The following is a 22,873-nucleotide window of genomic DNA, read 5'->3' as shown; positions in this document are numbered from 1 at the left end:
GCCTTCGAATCTGTGGATGCCCCGGTAGCCCAGTGGTGAGAGGCACGGCGCTCAAACCGCCGACAGCGTGGGTTCGAATCCCACCCGGGGTACTTTTCCTTCGATTCAAAAGCCACTTAGGCTAACCTAACGGTTGGCGATCTTCGCCATTTCAGGTGAAGGTCTTAGCGGTTTGGGTGTGCGCGGCCGCAGGACCACCGAATCTCGCCTACATGTACGACCAGGTGACACGCGAACACGCGGTGGCACTGCACCGCTCAGGTCTGACCTTCAGCGAAGTCAGCCGCTCGACGGGAATCTCACGGTTCGCGATCCGCGAGTGGACCGCCCGAATCACCCCGAGCCCCCGCATGACCGCCGAGTGCCCGGTCAAAGGCGGCAAGGTTCCCCGAGCCGACTACGCCTACCTGCTCGGCCTCTACCTCGGTGACGGCTGCATCAGCGAGGGCCGCCGGGGCGTCCACGCACTCCGAATAGCCTGCGGCAACGTCTGGCCCGGTCTGATCGAGGAGTGCGCGCGGGCCATCGCCTCGGTCATGCCGTACAACAGCGTCAGCCGGGTCCAGGCTCCGGGCTGCACGAGCGTCGTCAGCACCAGCAAGCACTGGCCCTGTCTGTTCCCCCAGCACGGCCCTGGACCCAAGCACCTGCGCCGCATCGCCCTGGCGCCATGGCAGCAACGCATCATGGATACCCGCCCCTGGGAGTTGCTGCGCGGTCTGATCCACTCCGACGGATGCCGGATCATCAACTGGACCACCAGGACGGTCGGTGGCGAGACCAGGCGCTACGAGTACCCGCGCTACTTCTTCACCAACACCTCGACCGACATCGTCCGCATCTTCACCGACACCCTCGATGCCGTCGGCGTGCACTGGAAGGCCGTCAAGCGCCCGAGCGGCGCGGTGAACGTCTCCATCGCCCGCCGCGACTCCGTCGCGCTGATGGACGAGCACATCGGCCCCAAGTACTGACCACGGCGCAGCCCCCGGAGGAGCGGCGCCGTGGCCTCGGCGTCCCCTCTCAGTTGTCCAGTTCCCCCACGTGGTGGACCCGCACAAGGTTGGTGGAGCCTGCCAGGCCGGGGGGTGAGCCGGCGGTGATGACGACGATGTCGCCGCGCTGGCAGCGGCCGAGGCTGAGGAGTTGGGCGTCGACCTGGGCGACCATCTCGTCGGTGGTCGGGACGAAGGGGCCGAGGAAGGTCTCCACGCCCCAGGTGAGGGCGAGTTGGCTGCGGACGGCCGGTTCGTAGGTGAAGGCGAGGACGGGGATGGGCGAGCGGTAGCGGGTGAGCCTGCGGGCGGTGTCGCCGCTCTGGGTGAAGGCGATGAGGTACTTGGCACCGAGGAAGTCGCCGATCTCGGCGGCGGCGCGGGCGACGGCTCCGCCCTGGGTGCGGGGCTTGCCGCGTTCGCTGAGCGGGGACAGCCCGGCGGCGAGGACTTCGCTCTCGACGGCTTCGAGGATCCGGCCCATGGTCTTGACGGTCTCGACGGGGTACTTGCCGACCGAGGTCTCGCCGGAGAGCATCACCGCGTCCGTGCCGTCGATGACCGCGTTGGCGACGTCGGAGGCTTCGGCGCGGGTGGGCCGGGAGGCGTGGATCATCGAGTCGAGCATCTGGGTGGCGACGATGACCGGCTTGGCGTTGCGCTTGGCGAGCTTGATGGCGCGCTTCTGGACGATGGGCACCTGTTCCAGTGGCATCTCGACGCCGAGGTCGCCGCGGGCGACCATGATGCCGTCGAAGGCGTCCACGATGGCGTCGAGGTTCTCGACGGCCTGCGGCTTCTCGATCTTGGCGATGACGGGGAGGAAGCGGCCTTCCTCGGCCATGATCCGGTGGACGTCCTCGATGTCGTGGCCGGTGCGGACGAAGGAGAGCGCGATCAGGTCGGCGCCGGTCCGCAGGGCCCAGCGCAGGTCGGCGACGTCCTTGTCGCTGAGCGCGGGCACGGAGACGGCGACCGAGGGCAGGTTGAGGCCCTTGTGGTCGGAGACCAGGCCGCCTTCGATGACGATGCAGTGGACGCGCGGGCCGTCCACGTGGGTGACTTCCAGGCAGACCCGGCCGTCGTCCACCAGGATGCGTTCGCCGTGGGAGACGTCGGCGGCGAGACCCTTGTAGGTGGTGCCGCAGATCTCGCGGTCGCCGACCACCCCGTCCTCGACGGAGATGGTGAACTCGTCGCCGCGTTCAAGGAGTACGGGTCCTTCGGCGAAGGTGTCGAGCCGGATCTTCGGGCCTTGGAGGTCGGCCAGGACGCCGATGCTGCGTCCCGTCTCGTCGGAGGCTTTGCGGACCCGGCGGTAGCGCTCTTCGTGCTCCAGCTGGGTGCCGTGGCTGAGGTTGAACCGGGCGATGTCCATACCGGCTTCGACCAGGGCCTTGATCTGGTCGTACGAGTCGGTGGCGGGCCCGAGGGTGCAGACGATTTTTGCTCGGCGCATGAGTCAAGAGCGTAGGCATTACCGGCGCGTAACAACGACGTTCCGACACGCCTGCCGCATGGCAGTTGGCGAACGATTCGGTTAACTCTTGAAGAGATCTGATGCATCGTGATGTCTCTGGAATCGAACGGGAGTTGAGCACCGAACCCTCACCCGTCGATGCGGTTCCGTGAACGTCTGTTCACCTCCGATTCACCGTCCGGCCGGGTCGCGCTCCGGCTGCGGCGGGAACCTCGGTGGTCCGGGGGGATCCGGAACGGCCGGGCCCAGAGGGAGGGTTGGCGATGAGACGTGCCGGGGGCGTGCTGGCGTCCTTGCTGCTGCTGGCCGGGGTTGCCTTCGCGATACTCCATGAACGGGGCGACACGGACCGGACGGTGACGGTCCGCGGGCTGATCGGGTCCGAGAAGCTGGACTTCTTCAACGACCAGGCGGTCACCGACGAGCTGAAGGCCAAGGGCTTCCGGGTCGCCGTGGAGACCACCGGCTCGTGGTCGATGGCCAGCACCAGCCTGGACGGCTACGGGTTCGCCTTCCCGGCCAGCCTTCCGCCGGCCGAGGAGATCAGGAAGCAGCGGCAGATCTCCACCGAGCCGGTACGGCCGTTCTACTCGCCGCTGGTCATCGTGGCGCACTCCCCGGTGGCCGAGCTGCTGGTCAGGAACGGCCTCGCCGAGAAAGGGAGTTCGGGCCTGTGGACGTTCCACATGTCCGACTACCTGCAGGCGGTCAAGGCGGGCCGGAACTGGCAGGACCTCAAGGACGCCAAGAGCCACCCCGACCTCTCCGGCGCGATGTACATCAGGACCACCGACCCCTCCACCTCCTCCTCGGGCGCGCTGCACCTGGCCGCCGTCTCCTACCTGGAGAACGGCGGCACGGTGGTCGCCGACGACGCGGCGCTCGCCAGGGTGACGCCGCTGGTGCGGACGCTGACGCAGATGCAGGGCGACCAGAAGACCAGCAGCGACGGGCCGTACCGGGACTTCCTGTCCGGGATCGGCGACCCGCTGGTGCTGGTGTACGAGTCCCAGGTGGCCGCGCTGGTGGCGCAGGGGCGTTCGACGGGCGACCTGGTGGCGCTCTATCCGGATACCACCGTTTCGAGTGGCCACACGGTGATCGGCCTGACCCCGGACGGGGACCGGCTCGCCCGGCTGCTGCGCGACGACGAAAGGCTCCGCTCGCTGGAGGCCAGCTACGGCTTCCGCCCGCAGGCCGACCCGGGCGCCTTCACCGGCGCGCTGTCCGGCCGGCAGAGCCCGGCCGTCTTCGCCCCCGACCTGTCGGCGGCCGGGATCCGGCAGGCGCCCGTCCCGGCGGTCGGCATGCTGTCCAAACTGATCGATGCGGCCAAGGGCCGGTGAGGGAAGTGCTGATGAGAGCACGAGCGTTCGGGCGGGGCCTGACCGCCGCCGCGGCACTGGCGCTGCTGCTGGCCGGCTGCTCCGGCGATCCGAAGCCCAAGCAGGAGGATCTGTCGCCCACTCCCGAGGACGGCGTGCTGCGCGTGCTCGCGGGCAGCGAACTCCAGGACATGGCCCCGGTGCTGGAGGAGGCCAGGAAGGCCACCGGGGTCACCGTCCAGTTCGCCTGGACGGGTTCGCTGGACGGTGCCGACACCGTCTCCTCGGGCAAGGCGGACGGCAAGTACGACGCGGTCTGGTTCCCGTCCGACCACTACCTGCGGCTGGACGGCACCGGCAGGTCCAAGCTGGTCTCGGAGACTCCGGTGATGGTCTCGCCGGTCGCGGTGGGCGTGCGCAGCGGGATGCTGGGCGAGCTGGGCTGGGGCGACGGTTCGCAGGTGACCTGGGGTCAGCTCGGTGACGCGGCGGCGTCGGGGAGACTGACGTACGGGATGGCGGATCCGTCGCGGTCGAATTCGGGGTTCTCGGCGCTGGTGGCGGTGGCCTCGGCGTTCTCGGGTGCCTCGGCGGCGCTCACCGACGCCGATGTGGCGGGGGCGGCGCCGCGGTTGCGGCAGTTCTTCTCGGGCCAGAAGCTGACGTCGGGGTCCTCGGGCTGGCTGGCGCAGGCGTACCAGCAGGCGTACCGGTCGGGTTCGGGCAGCCGGGTGGGTGCACTGGTGAACTACGAGTCGGTGCTGCTGGAGCTGAACAGGACCCTGCCGGCCGAGGAACGGCTGACGGTGGTGCGGCCGGTGGACGGTGTGGTGTCGGCGGACTATCCGCTGTCGCTGCTGTCCTCGGCGGGTCGGCCGGCCCGGGACTCGTTCCAGCGGTTGACGAAGTACCTGCTGCGCCCGGACGTCCAGCAGCGGATCTCGGAGACGACGCTGCGCCGGCCGGTGACGGCGGAGGCGTCCCCGGCGGCGGGACTGCCGGCGGACCGGCGGCGGGAGTTGCCGTTCCCGGGTACGAAGGCGGTGGCGGACGGTCTGCTGGCGGCGTACCAGAACGAGCTGCGCCGGCCGTCCCGGACGGTGTACGTGCTGGACACGTCGGGGTCGATGGCGGGTGCCCGGTTGGATGCGCTGAAGCGGGCCATGGCGCGGCTGACGGGGGCGGAGGACACCCGGGCGGTGCGGCGGTTCAGGAACCGGGAGGAGGTGACGCTGATCTCGTTCGCCTCGGGAACACCGGAACCGCCTTGCCCGCCGACGCCAACTTCGGGGCGGATCCGGCGGCGGTGCTGACGGCGGAGGTGGGCCGGCTGCTGGCCGAGGTGGCCGGAGGGGCCGTTGAGCCGGCTGCTACTCGGGAGTAATGCATATCTCACCTGTTGGACATGTCGGAAGTCTGTTCGCCGGGCCGTTTACCCGGCAGACTTCTACGCGCGTTTCTCTACGCGCGTCGTCGCATAGTTGACGGTCCGTTCGCCCCACGTTGGAGTCGTCCATGTCCCTGAATCGTCGTGACTTCGTCACCCGCTCGGCCGCCACCGCCGCCGGCGCGGCCCTGGTCGGCGGTGCTCCGCTCGCCGCCGCGAGCCCGGCCGCCGCGGCGAGTGAGGAGCCCTCGGCCGCGGAGCTCGCGAAGCACCCGGTGAAGGAGAGCTTCACCGTGATGGGCACCAGTGACATGCACGGCCGGGTGCTCAACTGGGACTACTTCACCGACGCCGAGTACGACGACGCGGCGCACAACGACGTCGGCCTGGCCAAGATCTCCACCCTGGTCAACCGGGTCCGGACGCAGAAGGGCCACCACCGCACCCTGCTGATCGACGCGGGTGACATCATCCAGGGCACCCAGCTCAGCTACTACTACGCCCGGGTGGAGCCGATCACCGGCAAGAAGCCGCCGAAGCACCCGATGGCCGAGGCGATGAACGCCATCGGCTACGACGCCGCCGCGCTCGGCAACCACGAGTTCAACTACGGCATCCCGACGGTGCGGGCCTTCGAGGAGCAGCTGGAGTTCCCGCTGCTCGGTGCGAACGCCCTGCACGCCAAGAACGAGAAGCCGGCCTTCCCGCCGTACGTGATCCGGGAGCTGTACCTGGGCCGCGGTCGTCCGCTGAAGGTGGGCATCCTGGGTCTGACCAACCCGGGTATCGCGGTCTGGGACAAGGCCAACGTCGCGGGCCAGATGGTCTTCCCGGGCATCGTGGAGATGGCCGCGAAGTACGTGCCGCGGATGAAGGCGGCGGGTGCGGACGTGGTCGTGGTGGCCGCGCACTCGGGCATCGACGAGCCGACCACCTACGGCGACCAGCTGCCCTGGCCGGAGGACGCCTCCGGTGAGATGGCCGCGACCGTGCCGGGGATCGACGCGGTGCTGGTGGGTCACACCCACAAGGAGGTGGCGCAGCGGCTGATCGTCAACAAGAAGACCGGCAAGACCGTGGTGCTGTCCGAGCCGCTCTGCTGGGCGCAGCGGCTGTCCTGCTTCGACTTCGAGGTGGAGTTCAGCAAGGGTCACTGGCAGGTCACCAAGGTGAGCTCGCGGGTGCTGAACACCAACACGGTCCCGGAGGACCCGCGGATCGTCAAGCTGATCGGCGCCCAGCACAAGAAGGTGGTGGCGTACGTCAACCAGGTGATCGGCACCTGCAAGGCCGATCTGTCCATCTCCGAGGCCCGGTTCAAGGACGTGCCGATCATCGACCTGATCGGCCGGGTGCAGGCGGACGCGGTGAAGGCGGCGCTGGCCAAGACCTCGTACGCGAACCTGCCGGTGCTGGCGCAGGCGGCGCCGTTCAACCGGACCGCGCACATTCCGGCGGGTACGGTGAAGCTGCGGGACGCGGCGGGTCTGTACATCTACGAGAACACCCTGGAGGCCCGGATCCTGACGGGTGCCCAGATCAAGGACTACCTGGAGTACTCGGCGAAGTTCTTCGCCCAGCTGGCCCCCGGCGACCCGGTCGACCTGGACAAGCTGACCAACCAGCAGGACACGCCGGACTACAACTTCGACTCGGTGTACGGCGTTTCGTACGACATCGACATCAGCAAGCCGGTCGGTTCGCGGATCACCGGCCTGTCCTTCGACGGCAAGCCGATAGACGCGGCGGCTCAGTTCGTGCTGGCGGTGAACAACTACCGGGCGAACGGCGGCGGCAACTTCCCGCACGTCGCCTCGGCCAAGCAGGTCTGGACGAACTCGGACGAGATCCGCAACACCATGATCGCGTGGGTGAAGGCCAAGGGCGTGATCGACCCGGCGCAGTTCGCCGCGGTCAACTGGCGTCTGGTGCGCGCGGGCGTCCCGCTGTTCTGAGGTTCCGCCGGCCGGTGTCCGGTGCCACCCTCGGGTGGTTCCGGGCACCGGCTGTGATGCTTCCTCAGGCCTCGCAAGTGGCGGGCGTCGTGGAGGTGTCGGGCTTGGTGCAGAGCGGGCCGAGGCCGGTGTCGGCGTTCGGGCGCGTGATGAAGGCGAGCGGCCCGGCGTTGTGCTCGCCGTTGAACGGCGTGGTGCCGGTGAAGCCGCACGCGGCAGCGTCGCTGGGCTTGTTGAACCAGAAGCCGACGTGGAAGGTGTTGGTGGGGTCCAGATTGGCGTCCGGGTCGAAGCCGAAGATCTGGTCGAGCAGGATGGTCCGGATCCTGGCCCGGCCCTTGCCCTGGTGGTCGGTGTGGAGGTCGGTCTGGTACCAGGCCAGGCCGAAGCTCCCGTGGAAGTCCGGGTCCGGATCGCCGTTCGCCAGCTGGTTGCTGCGCTGGACGGTGAACAGGTCGAAGTCCAAGTCGGGCTTGAAACCGCGCAGCTCGATCTCCATGCTGTCGTTCAGCTCGCCGCGGCGGACCTCGGCCTCCACCTTCGGTGTCTGGCCGTCGCCCGCCAGGCACGGCAGGAACTTGGCATTGGGGAACAGCTTGAACTTGGTCGTGTCCTGGTGGCCGACGGACTGCGGCGCAACCGCGTTCGCCGTGCCTGCGCCGACCACGGTGAGCGCGGTGAGGGCGAGGGTGAGTCCGAGGGCTCGGTGCGGGCGCAGCCTGGCGAACAGGGACATGGATGGTCCTCCAGAGGACGAAGAGGCAGAAATCATCACTTTCTGTCGAAAGTGACTCTTTGTGACCACCTCTACCAGTCCGCTTCCCACCGCCTCGCCCGGCGCACACGGCTGAACCCCCTTCGGTAGACCCCTCCCCGCCATCCGGAGCAAGTGGCACCCGCACCGCCGACGACGACGGCCACCACACCGGCCCACACCCCAGGCCAGTAGGCTGAGGCACCGTCACTTAGGCCACGAGCACCGGGATGCCTGATGTCCGCTGTCCTCAGCACCGAGCGCCTGACCGTCCGCCAGTGGCAGGCCACGGACCGGGAGCGGGCCTTCGACCTGTACTCCCGCACCGAGGTGACCCGTTGGCTCGGCCGCACCCGCACGATGGCGCAACTCGCGGACGCGGATGCCCTGATCGAGCGGTTCCAGGAGCGCTCGATGGATCCCCGGTACGGGGTCTGGGCGGTGGAGCGGCGGGACACCGGCGTGGTGGCGGGTTCGGTCCTGCTGGTGCCGTTCCCGGACGGCGACGGCGAGGTGGAGGTCGGCTGGCACTTCCACCCGGACTCCTGGGGCAGCGGCTTCGCCACCGAGGCCGCCCGCGCGGCCGTGGCCAAGGGCTTCGCCGACGGGCTGGCCGAGGTCTACGCGGTGACCCACCCGGACAACCACCGTTCCCAGGCCGTCTGCCGCCGCCTCGGCATGACCCCGCTGGGCCGTACCGACCGCTGGTACCGGAGCGAGCTGGAGGCCTTCCTGCTCACCGATCCGAACTGACTGCCAGTCTCCCGAAAGGGCGCGCCCGGTGTCCCGGGTACGGCAGGATAACCGCCATGCGCCGCACGTCAGTTACCAGCAGCTCCGCGATACCCAGCCGGCTCGACAGGCTCACCGCTACCGAACGCCGGCTCTGGCGGGCCTTCCCGCACGGCGAGCTGGTCGATCTGCGTACCGGCGACTTCGGCGCGGACGATCCGGCCGGGGCCGACGGGTGGCCGGCCGAGCGGTCCGTGCGCGGTGAGGTGATCGCGGCGCTGCTGCTGGGCGCCTGCCCGACCGTGGCGGGGGCGGTGGCGGCGGTGCGGCTCGCCGGGGCGCGGATCTCCGGTGGGCTGCGCTTCGACCACGGGCAGGTCGCGCCGCTGCTGCTGCTCCGGGGCTGCCGGTTCGAGGGGCCGGTCGTGTTCGACGGCGCGGTCACGGAGTCGATCGACCTGAGCGGTTCCCGTCTCACCACGCTCAGCGCGGCCGGCGCGCAGGTGCGCGGCACCCTGGACCTCAGCGACACCCGTATCACCGGGACCGGCGCAGGTGAGAGCGAGGGCGAGGAGGACGCACGCACCGTCCGCGCCGACGGCATCCGCGTCGAGGGCGGCCTGCTCGCCGAGAAGGCCAAGGTGGAGGGCTCGTTCAGCCTGATCAACGCACAGATCGACGGCCGGGTGAACCTCATCGACGCCGAGCTGGTCGGCCGGGGGGCCGGCGGCGAGTCACTCAACGCGGGCGGTATGCGGGTCGGGCGCAGCCTGATGGCCCAGCGGCTGCGGACCGAGGGAGCGCTGCGGATACCCGGTGCGCACATCGGCAGTTCGCTGTACCTGACCGGCGCCCGGCTGGACGGCCGCGGCCACTCCGCGCTGCACGGCGACTCGCTCACCGTGGTCAGCTACTCCTTCTTCAGCCCGCACGAGACCGGAGCGGGCAAGCAGCCCTTCACGGCGATCGGCACGGTACGCCTGCCGGGCGCGAACTTCGGCAGCGGGCTGACCTTCAGCGGCGCCCAGCTCACCCCGACCCCGGGCGGGCCGGCCCTGCGCGCCAACCGGATGCAGGTCGCGGGCAGCCTCCACCTGGGCAAGGGATTCCACACCGACGGCGAGATCCGGCTGACCGGAGCCCGCGTCACCGGCCACCTCGACCTGGAGGGCATGGACAGTCCCAGGGCCCTGCTCACCCTCTACGCGGCGTCCGCCGCGGGCGGCATCAGCGACACGGCCGAGTCCTGGCCGGGCCGGCTGAACCTGGACGGCTTCGCCTACGGCCCGTTCAGCCGGTACGCCGACGCGGCGGACCGGCTGAACGTGATCAGGCGCCAGGTCCGGCGGTCCGACCCCGCCCGGACCGGCGGTTTCCGCGCCCAGCCGTACGAGCAGCTGGCCGCCTACTACCGCTCGCTGGGCAACGACGGCGAGGCCAGGACCGTCCTGCTGGCCAGGCAGCGCGCGGTACGGGCCGAACTCTCCTTCCCGCGCCGCCTCCCCGGCTACCTGCTGGACCTGCTGGTCGGCTACGGCTACCGCCCGCTGCGGGCGTTCGGCTGGGCGATCGGCCTGCTGGTGGCGAGCAGCGTCTACTTCGGCCGGGTGCACCCGCAGCACGTCAGTGCGGACAGCGCCGCGACCTTCAACCCGGTGCTGTACGCCGCCGACCATCTGATCCCGGTGGTCCGCTTCGGTCAGTCGGACGCCTGGCAGTACCACGGCGTCCCCGCGGTGGTCACCGTGGTGCTGACCGTCCTCGGGTGGACCCTGGGCATCGCCATCGCCGCGGCCGCCGCCCGGACCTTCAACCGCAACTGACGCGGCCGGCTACACCCGGTGCCCGCGCCGGCCGCGCGGACGGGTGAGCCGGAACCGGTCCACCGGCAGCAGCTCGCCGTACGGCCCGGTGACCGCGTAGTACGTGACGGCGATCGAGGTGTTGCCGCCCCGGACGCCGGGGTCGACCTCGAAGGCGGCGAAGCCGTAGGAGTGGTCGGCGTCGCGGAAGGCTGACCAGGGAGCGTCCTCGATCACGTACTTCGGCGGCCGCTTGCCGGTGGCGGAGTCCACCGGGCCGACCCCGGTGATCACCCGGCAGCGGGCGGGGCTGTAGAGCAGCTGGTTGGAGGGCGCCGAGGTGCCGCCGCCGCCGATCACCATGTGGACGGTGCCCTTGCTGGTGTCGATCACCTCGGTGTCGGTGGCGACCGGGATCGGGGTGCGGGTGTCGGTGGGCTGCTGACCCCGGATCGGGTGGGAGCGCTCGTAGTGGTGCTCGTGGCCGCAGACCACCAGGTCCACCCCGTATTTGTCGAACAGCGGCACCCAGGTCTCCCGGATCCCGAGGTCGGCGCCGTTGAACTTGTCGGCCGTGGAAATCACCACCTGGTGCATGCAGACCACGATCCAGTCGATCTGCGGGTCCGCGTTCGCCGCCGCCAACTGGGCTTCCAGCCACCGCTGCTGGGCTCCGCCGGAGTAGCCGTGCACATAGGAGTTGCCGCCGTCCTGGTAGGCGACGTCGTCGTTGTTGAGGCTGATCACCCGGACCGAGCCGGCGGTGAACGCGTACCACAGGCCACGCAGTTGCTCGTCCGCGCCGGCCTCGGGGAGGCTGAAGTACGCCTGGTAGGCGCCGTACCCGATCGGGCCGTTGCCGAGCTCGTTCTCGTGGTTCCCGGCGGCGGGCATCCACGGACGGTGGCGGGCGGAACGGGAGTTGTTCTCGAACCAGTCCGACCAGGTGCGCACCCGGTCGCCCGACAGGTTGGCGTAGCAGAGGTCGCCGTTGACCAGGTGGAACAGCGGCGCGATCCGCTCGACGCCGGCCGTGGTGTCACCGGCCGCCGGGCTGCCGAGGTTGTCGTTGACCCAGCCGCCTGCGGTCTGCCGGCCCAGCGTCGGCGTGCCCTGGTCCCCGAAGCTGGTGAAGGTGAAGGCGCCCCGGCCGCGCGGTGCGGTCCGCACCGTGCCCAGCTCCGGTGCCGCGCCGTCGTGCAGGGCCGCGTAGACGTAGTCGGTGTCCGGCTGCAGCCCGCCGATCCTGGCGTGGTGGACCTGCACCTCGGTACCCGACTTGGCGTCCCGGTAGGTGGTGGTCCGAGCCTGCTCGGTCCGGCCGAAGCCGCCGTGCGCCGTACCGAGGAGCACCCTGGGGCGGGCCACCGAGGCCGTGGTGTGCCAGGAGACCACCACCTCCCGGGAGGCGTCCGACCCGAACTGCAGGTGCAGACCGGACACCCGGGGCGCGCCCAGCCGCCCCGGCCGCGACCACAGCAGCGGACCCGGCGCGGCGGGCTCGGCGGCCGCCGTCCCACCGCCGAGCGCCACCGCACCACCGAGGCCGACCCCGGTGGCACCCGCTAGAAGACCACGCCGGCTGACACTCTTCACTGAACTCATGACCGGTCAGCCTGCCGCCCGGAAGGTGAACACCGCCGGATCCCCGACATGAACAGCAGCGCGCCCAGGGCGCGGGAGCGCTCGGCCGCTCCCGGGAGGCGCTCCGGTCGCCGGACGGCTCCGTCGGCCCGGTGCGCGGCGAGCCCCGTTGACCGGCGCCGCCGAACAGTGCTGACCTGGCCTGACGCCGAGGCCGGACGAACGGACCGGCCCGGTGGGAGGCAGGATGCCGTACTCCGGCAGTACCCGGCGCGGACAGTGGCGCGCCCGCTTCGTCGAGACCCGCACCCGGCAGGCCGAGGCGGGCGCCCGCCGGTGCGCCCGGTGGCGCCGCGAGGGTGCCGAGCGCTGCCGGCGGTGGGCGCGCGAAGGCTCCCGGCGGCCGGGCGAGTTCGCGCCGCCGTCGTGGTTCTGGATGGCCATGCCGTTCGGCATCGCCTGGTACCTGGTCCTCGGCTGGGCGGGCGAGGCGTGGTACCGGTCGGCCGGCCTGGTGTACCGGGCCGCCGCCCGGGCCTGGTACGGGGTGCTCACCGTCGCGGCCGGCCTCGGCTGGTGCATCCGGCGGATCCGGTGACCCCTCGCCCGCCCCTGAGCGCGCCACCTGGACGCGGCACCCCGGCCTCGCCATGATCGGCATGCCGTCAATCGTCCGAGTACAGAGCGAGTGCGGGAGGTGCCCCGGTGGCCGCTGCCGGATTGTCCTTCGATGTGGTGCACATCGAGAAACCGGACGACGTCAATGTGATCGTCGGTCAGGCGCATTTCATCAAGACCGTGGAGGACCTGCACGAGGCACTGGTCGGGGTGAGCCCGCACCTCCGCTTCGGCATCGCCTTCTGCGAGGCCTCCGGCGCCTGCCTGGTCCGCAGGTCCGGCAACGACGACGAACTGGTACGGGTGGCGGTCGCCGGGGCCCGGGCGATCGGCGCCGGGCACTCCTTCGTGATCATGCTGCGCGAGGGCTACCCGGTCAACGTCCTCAACTCCGTCAAGGCCGTGCCCGAGGTCTGCGGCATCTTCTGTGCGACAGCCAACCCCGTCGACATCCTGCTCGCGGCCACCGAGCGGGGCCGCGGCGTGATCGGCGTCATCGACGGAGTACCGCCGGTCGGGGTCGAGACCGACGCTGACGCGGCCGACCGGCACGGACTGCTGCGCCGCATCGGCTACAAACTCTGAGTAGGGTCGGGGACTGGCGCGGTGGCTGATGCTCCGTTTCCAGTCCCCGCCGCTTCAAACCGTGCATGCGGTTCTCCCGCACACGGCTTTCCGACATCGTTCACCAGCTGGCATGCGCCGTCGCCCAGCGCACGTTCCCGGTCAGGCGGTAGACCCCGAGCCGACTGATCCACCCGTAGGTGAAACGGGTGGTCCAGTTCCGGCCCGCGAGTCCGTGTTTCCGGCTGGCGAAGATTGCCAGCCGCTCGTGGACGTAGCCGTCGACCTCGTTGAACTTCCGCCCGCTGTTGCCGTTGCGGAAGTACGCTGCCCAGCCACGCAGGACCGGGTTGAGATCGGCGACCACATCGGCCACCGGCCGCTCGCTCCGGGACCTTGAGGTGGCCGCGCGAATCTTGTCCCGCAGCACCCCCAACGCCCGGGCCGAGGGCCAACGTTGCAGGTAGAACCTGCCCCGCCACTTCCACGACTCCACCTTCCGGTGATGGAATCCGAGGAACTCGAAACCCTGCCCACCCCGGGTGAGGCAGACGATGCCGGACTTCTCCGGATGCAACCGCATCCCGAGCCCGCCCAACACCTCGGCCGCCAGCTCACGCGCCTGCTCGGCACGCTGCCTGGTCGGCGACAGGACCACGAAGTCATCGCAGTAGCGCACCAACACCCCAACCGCCCGCCGCGTGTCTGCCACGCCTCATCAAGGACATGCAGGGCCACGTTGGCCAGCAACGGGGAAATCGGTGAGCCCTGCGGGGTTCCCGCCCCAGTCGGGGAGGTCACCCCACCCTCCAGCACTCCCATCCGCAGCCACGCCCGAATCAGCTTCAGCATCTGACGGTCCACCACGCGCCTCGCCACCTGAGCGACGAGTGCATCGTGATCAATCGTCCCGAAGCAGTCCCGGATATCAGCCTCGAACACCCACTCCTGCCGCTGGTTCGCCGCGACGCGCACAGCCTCGCACGCGTCGATCGCGGACCTCTTGGGCCGGAAACCGTAGCTCGCGTCGGTGAAATGAGCCTCGAAGACCGGTTCGAGAACCAGTTTCGCGGCCGTCATCACCACCCGGTCCGCCACAGTGGGGATCGACAGCGGCCGTAACTCCCCCGGCCGCCCCGGCTTGGGAATCTGGACCCGCCGCAGCACCGACGGACGATACGTATGCGTCCGCAGTCGATCCGACAGATCCTGGAGGAACTCATCCACCCCCGAGGCCGCCACCTGGTCGACGCTCACGCCGTCCACCCCGGGGGCGCCCCGGTTCGTGCTCACGCTGGACCATGCCCGCCACAAGACGTCCATGCGGTGGACGTGGCCGTACAGGGCATGGAACCGGCGCTCGGGTTCTTGCTCGGCACAGCGGTAGAGCGTCCACTGCAAGGCTCGGACCTTGTCCAGAGGACGCCGCTCACCGCGGCCTGTGTCCTCCCGGCGGGCGGACATAGCCGTTCCGACACTCACCCGGGCCCCTCCTTGTTCGTGTCAGCATCGATGAAGCAGGGGCCCTTCGCTCCTGACGGGTTGTGTTGTCCCGCCGATCGGCACTACTACGACCCCCTCCGACTGCCTCTCGGCAGCCCGCCACTTCCCGGTTCCGCCGGTTATAGGCGAGCCAGAACGCGACATCGGGCTGATCACCCACACGATGTCAAGCTGACTGCCCGGTGCAGACGACGGGACGGCGATGCGCGCCCAGCGCCGCCGCGAGGTCGACCGACGCTGGCTGGTGCGGCTCGTCATCCAGCGGCTGTCTCGTTGCTTCCGTAGTGGACGGCGACGAGCGCCCCCGCGGCGGCCACCGCAGGGCGACCGCCCGCCCGATCCCGCGCGAGCCGCCCGTCACCAGCGCGGTCCTGCCGTCCAGTTCCCCCACGATCACTGCTCCTCTCGTGTTGCCCCGGCCGAATCCGGGACCTATCCCGAGTAGATTCGAAGTTCCGCCCCGCCAAAGGAACGAAGGTGCCCAAGATCAGTTTGTGACGACCGACCTGAACACCCTCTTGATCGCACAGTACGTGAAGACCGAGTGCGAACCACGAGGCTCTGAGCTGTACCGAATGGGGGCGGAAGACCTTCATCTCCCTTCCGCCGTAGCGGTGGGGTGAAGCCCGCCCGCGAGCCCCGGGCGACAGCCGCCGGCTCAGCGGCTCGGGTCGGCCGCGGCGGCGAAACCCTTCACGGCCCGCTTCGGGGCCGGCCCGGCCCTGCGGGGCTTGGGCGCGGGCTCCGGCAGGCAGGCCAGCCTCCCGCTGATCATCGACGCCGCGCGGCTCACGGCGTCGGACAGCAGGGGGATCAGCTTCGCGTCCAGGGCGGTCACCGCGACGGCGGCCACTACCTGGCCGGACGCAGAGCGCACCGGAGCCGCCACGCACGACAGCGAATCCACGCACTGCTCGTAGTCGAACGCGAGCCCCCGCTCCCGGACCCCGGCGACCTCGCGCGCCCAGGAGGCCTCCGTCCACCCCGCCGGCCGCTCCGGCACCGGGGCGGCCGCCGCCAGGACTAGTTCGGCCGCACTGCCGGGCGGCAGAACGACCCCGGAGCGCAGCGGGAAGACCTCGTCCACCTCGCCCCGCATGCCCCCGACGACGATGATGTGTCCCGCTTCGGGCACCGACAGGCTCAGGCTCGCCCCGCCGCTGACCGCCGCGAGTTCCCGTAACGGCTGGGCCGATGCGGCGCGCAGCGCGCGCGCCGGATGCCAGGCCTGCCCGAGCCGGAACGTCCGCGGGCCCAGCCGGTAGCGGCCTTCATGACTCTGCACCGCGCCCAATGAGACTAGCTGCCCGAGCAGCCGGTGGGCGGTGGCCTTCGGCAGCGCGGCGTCACTCGCCAGCCGGGTCAGCCCCACCTCGTCGTCGTGCGCGAGTACCTCCATGAGTGCGAACGCGCCTTCCAGCACGCCGCGTCCCTCAGCGCCGGATCTCGCCATGAGGGTCCCCCTCTCATGCCGGGCCGTCGATCGGACGGCCCCACAATTCCCCGTTTGGACCAGGACAGTTGGGGTTTCGGAATGGTTCCCCTCAGTCACCGGTCGTTGAATCGCGCCACTGTGTTTTCTCGTCAAGGGACGGAACGCCCCGCGGCCGGCGGCTGCGGGCAGGCGCCCCTGACCGTCACCACCGTCGGCGCGCACGACGGCGTACGCGTGATCGCCCCGGGCCAGCGACCTCGACTTCGACACCGCCGCCACGCTGCGCGCCTCACTGTTCGACGCTGTCACCGCGAGGAACACCGCCGTCGCACGGCAGTACTTCGGGCGGCGCGGGCGTGGGTGGTCCGGCGGTTTTGTCGAGAAAGCCTCAGCGGCTCAGGCGAGCGTCACCCCCAGTGCTCCAGAAGGCTATCCACGGCCGTATGTTTGCCGCACCTTCACGAGTGCACGATTGAGAGCCGCCGCACCTTCACCAACGCACAGCCTTCACCGCCGCCTTGGTGGCCCTGCACGGCCTTCAACGCCAGTTGACCTGGTTCTCCTCAGTCACCGGTCCGTTGAATGGACCCGATCGTTGCCCGCTCGCGGTGATCGCGCCACTGTGTCTCCTAGTCAAGGGACGGAACGCCGGAGCTCCTGCGGAGGTTAGGCGGCCGTCCACCCACAGCAAACGAGGAGGCACATATGAGTTCCATCAAGACGAGCGCCAAGCAGTTCAAGTACGTCATGGGTGCGCTGACGGCGGTCTTCTTCGGCGCTTGTTCGGCCAGCTGACGTAAATCCCGGGGGTGGGGGCGGCGAGCCGCCCCCACCCCTTCGTCCTGTTCGAGGTGCGAAGGAGGCATCAGTGCTGGAGACCGCTGTCCGGCAGGTACGGGTGGCCACGGCGATGGTGTTCGGCCGGCGGCTGAACGTACGGGCCGTGGAACGGCTGGTCGCCGACGCGCTCGTCACACTGGAGGAGTTCGGCTCGCTCGGCGATGACGTCGACGAACTGGCCGACGGACCGTTCACCGATCCGGCCGAGCGCCGAGACCTGCAGAACCGGGCGCTCCAGCGCACCGTGCGCAGGCTCGCCACCCGCTCGCCCTTCTACCGGGAACGGCTCGCCGGCGTGGACCCGGCCGGGATCACGACCGAGACGCTCACCCGCATCCCGGTGACCCGCAAGGCCGACCTGATTGCCCGCCCCGCCGACTTCCTCTGCAGCGACCCGTACCTGGTGACGCAGACCACCGGCACCACCGGCGCGCCGGTCCAGATATGGCTCTCCCGCTACGAGATGGAGCTGTGGCCCGCCCTGATCGCGCTGTCCCTGGTGCTCCGCGGCGACCTCGGCCCCGGCGACCGGATGCAGATCAACCTCAGCTCGCGGGCGACCGCCGCCGTACAAGAGGACGTCGAGGTGTGCCGCCTCGCCAACGCCGCCTGTCACGTCGTGGGACAGGTCCCCCCCGAGGAGTCCGTCGAGCACCTGCTCGGCCGCTCCGGCCCCCAGCCGACGGTGCTCACCGGAAACCCCAGCTACCTCGCCCGCATGGTGAGCGCCGCCCGCGAACGCGGATACGGGCCGCACGACTTCGGGCTGCGCGCGGTCTACGCGGGAGGGGAGATGCTGTCACGCAACCTGGCGGCCGCCTTCCGCGAGACCTTCGGCGCACGCACCATCGGCGACTCCTTCGGAATGACCGAGCTGCTGCCCGTCAGCGGCCGTACCTGTACCCACCATCACCTGCACATCGACCCCAACATGGGGTACACGGAGGTCCTCGACCTGGAGACGGGCGAGCCCGCCGGGCCCGGCCGCCTCGGCGAGCTGACGGTCACCCCGTACTTCCCCTACCGGGAATGCATGCCCGTCCTGCGGTACAACACCGGTGACGTGGTCCGCACCCTGGACGGCGAGCCCTCCTGTGAACTCGCCTCGGTCCCCGCGGTCTCCCACATCCTCGGCAAGGCCGGACAGCTCTACCGCACCGCCGACGCCATCGTCACCCCGCGCGACATCGTGGAGGCGCTGGACGGCACCCCCGGCCTGCCGTGGCCGCTGCGCCACCGGGCCGAGGTCACCGCCCGGGGCCGGCTGCAGGTGGAGGTCGCCTCCAAGGAACTCGGCACGGCCGACGTGACCGAACGGCTGCGGGCCGAGGGCATCGACGCCGACGTCACCGTCCTGCCGCTGGACGACGCGGAAGCGGCGCTGCGCTTCCCGCTCCGCTGCGACCTGCTGGAGCACACCTTCACCCGGAGCCACGCATGACGGTCTTCTTCCAGCTCGCGGTCAGCTGCACCCTGGCCCTCGCGGTGTGCGTCGGCGCCGTCGGCTACTTCCGCACCGTCCGCACCCCCCGGCCGCCGATCGGCGTCTTCAACGGCGCCGACATCATCCTGATGATGGGCTTCGTCCTGGCACTGCCGTACCTCTACCTGGCGCTGCCCGGTACGGTCCTGCCGGTGGTGCTCGCGGTGGCCTTCGCGGGCGGGCTGTCCGTCGGCTACCAGCCCGTCATCGGTGACGGACGGCTGCGCTGGGCGCTGATCGCCGCGCTGATCGCGGCCGTGTTCGGCGCCCACCTCGCCTTCGGCGACACCGCCGCGCCGTACTGGATCGCCAACAGCTGCGTCGTCGGCCTGGTCGTCGTCTCCGCCACCAACATCAACGTCCAGGGCGGGATGCGGCTGAAGAACGTCGCGTGGTTCCTGCTCGCGCTCACCGCCTACGACGCGTTCTTCGCCTGGGTCGTCCCTCTGACCGAGGAACTGTCCGACGCGATCCAGGGCTACCCCTTCGCCCCCGCGGCCGGGCTGCGCATCGGGGAGGACCTCGGCGCCGTGCTCGGCATGGGCGACCTGCTGGCCTACGCCCTCTTCACCACCGCCGCCTACAAGGCCTACGGAAAGGCGGGGCTGCGCACCGGGATCGTGCTGGTCGTGCTCTTCGGCGCCGTGGCCCCGGTGGCCACCCTGCACATCGTCGGCGCGGTCACCGGGCACCCCGCGGCGCTGATCCCGGCCCAGGTGTTCTTCGGCCCGGCGGCCTTCGCCGGCCACCTGCTCCTGCGCCGCCGGGGCCCCGAGCGGCGGATGGCCGAACTCGTGTTCCGCCGCGACCGGATCGGAACCCCGGGGCGGCGGCCGGCCCGCAGGTCACGGGACCTGGTGGCCCTCGGTGAGCACGGCCCGGTGGGGCGGAGCGAGGGCTTCACCCCCTAGCGCCAGGATCCGCTGGGCCACCCGGATCGCGACGCCCTCGAAGGTCCGCCCGCCGTGTTGTTCCAGGTCGAGCTGCCCTTTGAGGGTGTCGTTGACCGACTCGATGAGCTGGCGGACCTGCTTGAGCATCGGCTCGCCGAACCGCTGCTTCTCGCGCTTGAACGACGGCCGCAGCAACTCGATGCCCAGCTCGGCGAGTTCCCGCTCTAAAGCCTTCGAGGCGAAGCCCTTGTCGGAGATGAGCACGAGGCCCCCGCGGCGGGCGACGAGCTCCGCATCGACTTCGAGCATCGCGCCCAGCACCTCCCGCTCGTCCAGCGTCGGGTTGGCCAGCGCCCACAGGATCGGCATGCCGGTCGGCGTGCACACCAGGTACAGACGCAGGCCCCAGAAGAAGCGGGGGTGGGAGGCGCAGTAGCCATAGCCGGCCCAGCCGGCCAAAGGTCGGAGCGTTGAACGGTCGGGCGTGACATGCCGCACGGCACCGGCGTGGAGTCGGTGATCCACACCGTGTCCGTCCAGAAGTCGCTGTCCCGGGCCAGCTCCCGGATCACGCGCTTGACCAGCGGCAGAGCTGAGCGGAGCCGCTTGTTGTAGCCCGCCCTCTGGGGCAGGTAGGGGAACATGCCGGACAGGTGCTTGTGGGCGTAGCGCAGCCAGCGGGCCTCGGAGTGGTAGCCGAGCAGGGCCTGGGCCACTGCGAGGCAGACGAGTTCGGAGTCGCTGAGCAGAGGCGGGCGGCCCAGCCATCGCGTTCCTCCTATCTCGTCGGTGAGGTAGGCCCGTGGGCGCGGTGCCGACGTCTCCGTCGGTCGTCTCCCTCGGGCCCCCTCCCGCACCCGGCGTGCGAATTGCTCCGCACCGGGCGCTCCACGTGTCTTGACCGTTGGTCAGCCGCCTGCTGTTGCTTCGGGGTCCACGGGGTCGGGATGTCGCTTCCGCGGTAGCGGTAGCGTTCCACTGCGACACTGGATGCGCCGGTGAACACGACCCCGTTGTGGGCGAACCGCCACCCCTTGTCACAGAAGCGGTTGCGGAGTTCCTTCATCCCGAGCCGGTGTTTCCCTGTGTACTTGGCGCGGATCCACCGCATCAGCCGGCCCCACGCGTGGGAGTCGACCGCGGTGAAGATCGCCTTTGACACCCCGTGTCGGAAGAAGTTCGCCCATCCCGCCAGGCTCCGGTTGACGCTGCGAAGCAGCTCGTCCAGCTCCATGTGGCGGGTCGATCTGTACGTCTGCTCCCGTACCGTGTCCTTGATCGACGCGATGGCCTTCTTGGACGGTTTGGTGTAGACGTAGTGCTTTGTGGTTCCTCGCTTCCGTTGGCGGCGGATGTTGTGTCCGAGGAAGTCGAAGCCCTCGTCGATGTGGACTACCCGGGTCTTCTCCGGTGCCAGCTGCAGCCCCAACGGGGCGAGTACGGCTGCCACCTCCTCGCGCAGGCTCTCGGCGTGGTGGCGGTTTCCTGAGACCACCAGGACGAAATCATCCGCGTAGCGGATGATTCGCCAGTTGCCGAGGCCGTCCTTCTTGCGCTTGGATTTAGAGGCCGTTGTCTTTCCGAGAGTGATGGGTGCGTTTTCGCTGGTCAGGCATAGGGCTGGTACTTCGGCGGGAGAGACGAGGTGTCGTTTCGTCTCTTCGGTGGAGGTGCCGGATGCCGTCGGTGATGGGGCTGCTGGAGGAGCGTGAACGCGCTGCTCGGCAGCGGGTGGAGGCCCTCCAGACCGAACTGCGGGAGGCGGAGGCCGTGTGGGAGCGATTCGTGATCGCCCGTGAGACGGTGGCCGAGGTGTTGGCCCTTCCTCGCAGCGGCGAAGAAGGGCCGCCGGTCGTGGCGGCCGATGAGCGGCCGGAGCGGGCCGCCGCGGCGGCGCCCGGTTCCGTGGTGCCGCAGTGGTGTGAAGGACTCGCCCCGGCGGTGCTGGCGCCGGACTACCAGCGGCTCATCGACGCCCTGGCCGGTCGGAGCGCTTCGTGCGGGGAGGCGATGGACTGTCGGCAACTCGCGACGGCACTCGGGCTAGAGCCGGTCCCGGCGAAGGTGGAAGGGGTGCGGTCGAAGGCCAAGCGGCTGGCCGCGCGGGGCTGGCTCGTCGAGGAACGGCCGGGGATGTTCAGCGTGGTCGCCGGGCGAGCCGGCGGCTCATGACCATGCTCATCGACCACCGGATCATCGCCTCGGAGGTGTCGGCGCGGCCCTCGTAGTCGCGGGCCAGACGGCGTGAGCGCATCAGCCACGCGAACGTCCGCTCCACCAACCACCTTTTGGGCAGCACGACGAATCCTGTGGTGTCGTCGGTACGTCTGACCACCGTCAGCGCGATCCGCAGCACGTCGCGGGCGAGGTCGACCAGGCGTCCGGTGTAGCCGCCGTCGGCCCACATCAGGGTGATGCGCCAGTGCCGCTCCCGTAGCCGAGCCAGCAGGGTGCGGCCTGCCTCGCGGTCGGTGACGCAGGCGGCAGTGACCATGACGACCAGCAGCAGGCCGAGGGTGTCCCCCACGATGTGCCTCTTGCGGCCGTTCACCTTCTTCCCGCCGTCGAATCCCCGGCTCGCGCTCGGAACCGAGGAGGCGGCCTTCACCGACTGCGCGTCGATGATCCCGGCAGTCGGCTCCGGATCCCGGCCCGCTGCCTCGCGGACCCGGTCCCGCAGCCGGTCGTGGAACTCGGCGACCAGGCCGCAGTCCCGCCACCGTCGGAAGAAGGCGTAGACGCGGTCCCACGCGGGAAAGTCCTCCGGCATCGCCCGCCAGGTGATGCCGCCCGCGACCAGGTAGCGCACTGCGTCGACCATCTGACGGTGGCAGTAGCCCTCCGGCTGCCCGCCCCGGCCTTCCAGCCAGGCGGGGACGGGCATCGCGTTACGCACGACCGCCCACTCCGCGTCGGTCATGTCCGAGGGGTACCTCGGACGCCTGTACGGCCGGTCGCCGGCGTTCCCGAACCGGTGAGCGAGACAATCACACGTATGGGCTGCGGAGTTGGAGCCAACCGGCGTGAGGGCATACAACAGCGACAACGGGGCCTCCTGGCGTGCTCAAGGTCTCGACAACCCCGAGTTGCACCAGAGGCCCTGCCTTCATGCCCGGCGGGCGGCAAGATCACCCGACCGAGCCACCGCAATCGAACTCACGCTCACCGCGATCGGCACGACAACGGCCGGCCAGCTCAGCGAGCCGGAGCCGGCCGTTGACAGTGCTCGCGGGTTCACTACCGGAGCTGCTTCGACCAGTCACCTCGAGGGCGATAGGCACGGCCGTCACCGACCTGCTTCATCCCGCCGGGAACGACGTCCCCGTGGTACGGGTACTGCTCCGTCACCGCCGCCAGCAGGAACTCCAGGAAGCCGCCCTCGAACAGGTCCCATTTCAGCATTGAGTCGAACTTGGCAGCGACCGGCCACCGGTCCGGGTTCGGGCCCCGCATCAGCCAGAAGAACTGGTCGGAGTTCCAGTTGTTGGCCCACTTCAGCAATCCGCCCTCGGCCGGGAACAGC

The 22,873-nt window shown here is 70.1% G+C and carries 20 protein-coding genes, 1 tRNA gene and 2 pseudogenes; 12 read left to right on the top strand and 11 right to left on the bottom strand.

What is annotated here, in order from left to right:
• Positions 1 to 18 precede the first annotated feature (18 nt).
• Both ACWDAK_RS02565 and ACWDAK_RS02560 read left to right on the top strand, forming a co-directional pair.
• Positions 19 to 92: transfer RNA gene (locus ACWDAK_RS02565), tRNA-Leu, on the top strand.
• Between the two features lie 120 nt (positions 93 to 212).
• Entirely contained in the window at positions 213 to 974 is a 762-nt protein-coding gene (locus ACWDAK_RS02560; RefSeq protein ID WP_344636536.1) for a transcriptional regulator, read from the top strand.
• A gap of 49 nt (positions 975 to 1,023) precedes the next feature.
• Here ACWDAK_RS02560 and pyk read toward each other — a convergent pair whose 3' ends face one another.
• Positions 1,024 to 2,454 carry a pyruvate kinase gene (gene pyk / locus ACWDAK_RS02555; protein ID WP_427393165.1) on the bottom strand — a complete coding sequence of 477 codons (1,431 nt, stop codon included), beginning with the start codon at positions 2,452 to 2,454 and terminating at the stop codon, positions 1,024 to 1,026.
• Positions 2,455 to 2,738: 284 nt separating this feature from the next.
• On the opposite strand from pyk, the gene ACWDAK_RS02550 reads away from it, so the two are divergent.
• The 3 genes from ACWDAK_RS02550 (at position 2,739) to ACWDAK_RS02540 (ending at position 7,142) form a co-directional block, all read left to right on the top strand.
• Entirely contained in the window at positions 2,739 to 3,821 is a 1,083-nt protein-coding gene (locus ACWDAK_RS02550; protein ID WP_427393166.1) for a hypothetical protein, read from the top strand.
• An 11-nt stretch (positions 3,822 to 3,832) separates the two neighbouring features.
• Entirely contained in the window at positions 3,833 to 5,113 is a 1,281-nt protein-coding gene (locus ACWDAK_RS02545) for a substrate-binding domain-containing protein (RefSeq protein WP_427393167.1), read from the top strand.
• 202 nt (positions 5,114 to 5,315) lie between these two features.
• Positions 5,316 to 7,142: a bifunctional metallophosphatase/5'-nucleotidase gene (locus ACWDAK_RS02540; RefSeq protein WP_344636541.1), complete on the top strand. Its 1,827-nt coding sequence runs from the start codon at positions 5,316 to 5,318 to the stop codon at positions 7,140 to 7,142.
• Positions 7,143 to 7,206: 64 nt separating this feature from the next.
• Here the strand turns inward: ACWDAK_RS02540 and ACWDAK_RS02535 are convergent, their stop codons facing one another.
• A complete protein-coding gene (locus tag ACWDAK_RS02535) occupies positions 7,207 to 7,878 on the bottom strand; it encodes a hypothetical protein (RefSeq protein ID WP_344636542.1) in 672 nt (223 codons plus the stop codon).
• Positions 7,879 to 8,133: 255 nt separating this feature from the next.
• Between ACWDAK_RS02535 and ACWDAK_RS02530 the strand changes: the two genes are divergently transcribed.
• Positions 8,134 to 8,649: a GNAT family N-acetyltransferase gene (locus tag ACWDAK_RS02530; RefSeq protein WP_427393168.1), complete on the top strand. Its 516-nt coding sequence runs from the start codon at positions 8,134 to 8,136 to the stop codon at positions 8,647 to 8,649.
• 56 nt (positions 8,650 to 8,705) lie between these two features.
• A complete protein-coding gene (locus tag ACWDAK_RS02525) occupies positions 8,706 to 10,451 on the top strand; it encodes a translocation/assembly module TamB domain-containing protein (protein WP_427393169.1) in 1,746 nt (581 codons plus the stop codon).
• A 9-nt stretch (positions 10,452 to 10,460) separates the two neighbouring features.
• Here the strand turns inward: ACWDAK_RS02525 and ACWDAK_RS02520 are convergent, their stop codons facing one another.
• A complete protein-coding gene (locus tag ACWDAK_RS02520; RefSeq protein ID WP_427393170.1) occupies positions 10,461 to 12,035 on the bottom strand; it encodes a purple acid phosphatase family protein in 1,575 nt (524 codons plus the stop codon).
• 226 nt (positions 12,036 to 12,261) lie between these two features.
• Between ACWDAK_RS02520 and ACWDAK_RS02515 the strand changes: the two genes are divergently transcribed.
• On the top strand, positions 12,262 to 12,612 hold the full coding sequence (locus ACWDAK_RS02515) for a hypothetical protein (RefSeq protein ID WP_344636546.1): 351 nt from the start codon (positions 12,262 to 12,264) through the stop codon (positions 12,610 to 12,612).
• Between the two features lie 107 nt (positions 12,613 to 12,719).
• Positions 12,720 to 13,217, top strand: a complete 498-nt coding sequence (locus ACWDAK_RS02510) for an adenosine-specific kinase (protein WP_344636547.1) — start codon at positions 12,720 to 12,722, stop codon at positions 13,215 to 13,217.
• Positions 13,218 to 13,317: 100 nt separating this feature from the next.
• Here the strand turns inward: ACWDAK_RS02510 and ACWDAK_RS02505 are convergent, their stop codons facing one another.
• The 4 genes and pseudogenes from ACWDAK_RS02505 to ACWDAK_RS02490 form a co-directional block, all read right to left on the bottom strand.
• On the bottom strand, positions 13,318 to 13,908 hold the full coding sequence (locus ACWDAK_RS02505; RefSeq protein ID WP_427393171.1) for a group II intron maturase-specific domain-containing protein: 591 nt from the start codon (positions 13,906 to 13,908) through the stop codon (positions 13,318 to 13,320).
• 47 nt (positions 13,909 to 13,955) lie between these two features.
• Positions 13,956 to 14,519, bottom strand: a pseudogene (locus ACWDAK_RS02500) (reverse transcriptase domain-containing protein); the annotation flags it as partial.
• A 440-nt stretch (positions 14,520 to 14,959) separates the two neighbouring features.
• Positions 14,960 to 15,090, bottom strand: a pseudogene (locus ACWDAK_RS02495) (SDR family NAD(P)-dependent oxidoreductase); the annotation flags it as partial.
• Positions 15,091 to 15,357: 267 nt separating this feature from the next.
• Positions 15,358 to 16,152 (bottom strand): helix-turn-helix domain-containing protein, encoded by a 795-nt coding sequence (locus ACWDAK_RS02490; protein ID WP_427393172.1) that lies wholly within the window; start codon positions 16,150 to 16,152, stop codon positions 15,358 to 15,360.
• 850 nt (positions 16,153 to 17,002) lie between these two features.
• Between ACWDAK_RS02490 and ACWDAK_RS02485 the strand changes: the two genes are divergently transcribed.
• A complete protein-coding gene (locus tag ACWDAK_RS02485) occupies positions 17,003 to 18,415 on the top strand; it encodes a phenylacetate--CoA ligase family protein (protein ID WP_427393173.1) in 1,413 nt (470 codons plus the stop codon).
• Complete coding sequence (locus tag ACWDAK_RS02480; protein WP_344636551.1) at positions 18,412 to 19,368, top strand: hypothetical protein; 957 nt, start codon at positions 18,412 to 18,414, stop codon at positions 19,366 to 19,368. Before ACWDAK_RS02485 ends, ACWDAK_RS02480 begins: the two co-directional genes overlap by 4 nt.
• Here ACWDAK_RS02480 and ACWDAK_RS02475 read toward each other — a convergent pair.
• Entirely contained in the window at positions 19,303 to 19,809 is a 507-nt protein-coding gene (locus tag ACWDAK_RS02475) for a transposase (protein WP_449806438.1), read from the bottom strand. The two genes, ACWDAK_RS02480 and ACWDAK_RS02475, sit on opposite strands and share 66 nt — an antisense overlap.
• 319 nt (positions 19,810 to 20,128) lie before the next feature.
• Positions 20,129 to 20,872 carry a group II intron maturase-specific domain-containing protein gene (locus tag ACWDAK_RS02470; RefSeq protein WP_449806440.1) on the bottom strand — a complete coding sequence of 248 codons (744 nt, stop codon included), beginning with the start codon at positions 20,870 to 20,872 and terminating at the stop codon, positions 20,129 to 20,131.
• 155 nt (positions 20,873 to 21,027) lie between these two features.
• Here ACWDAK_RS02470 and ACWDAK_RS02465 point away from each other — a divergent pair, with 155 nt between their 5' ends.
• Positions 21,028 to 21,522 (top strand): hypothetical protein, encoded by a 495-nt coding sequence (locus tag ACWDAK_RS02465; protein WP_427393174.1) that lies wholly within the window; start codon positions 21,028 to 21,030, stop codon positions 21,520 to 21,522.
• Here the strand turns inward: ACWDAK_RS02465 and ACWDAK_RS02460 are convergent.
• Entirely contained in the window at positions 21,488 to 22,270 is a 783-nt protein-coding gene (locus ACWDAK_RS02460) for an IS5 family transposase (protein ID WP_427393175.1), read from the bottom strand. The genes ACWDAK_RS02465 and ACWDAK_RS02460 overlap by 35 nt on opposite strands.
• A 317-nt stretch (positions 22,271 to 22,587) precedes the next feature.
• On the bottom strand, positions 22,588 to 22,851 hold the full coding sequence (locus tag ACWDAK_RS02455; protein WP_427393176.1) for a hypothetical protein: 264 nt from the start codon (positions 22,849 to 22,851) through the stop codon (positions 22,588 to 22,590).
• Between the last annotated feature and the right edge of the window lie 22 nt (positions 22,852 to 22,873).

Source organism: Kitasatospora sp. NPDC001175 (assembly GCF_053598215.1).
The sequence above is the reverse complement of the archived record's forward strand: the minus strand, read 5'-3'. Positions and strand labels throughout refer to the sequence as shown.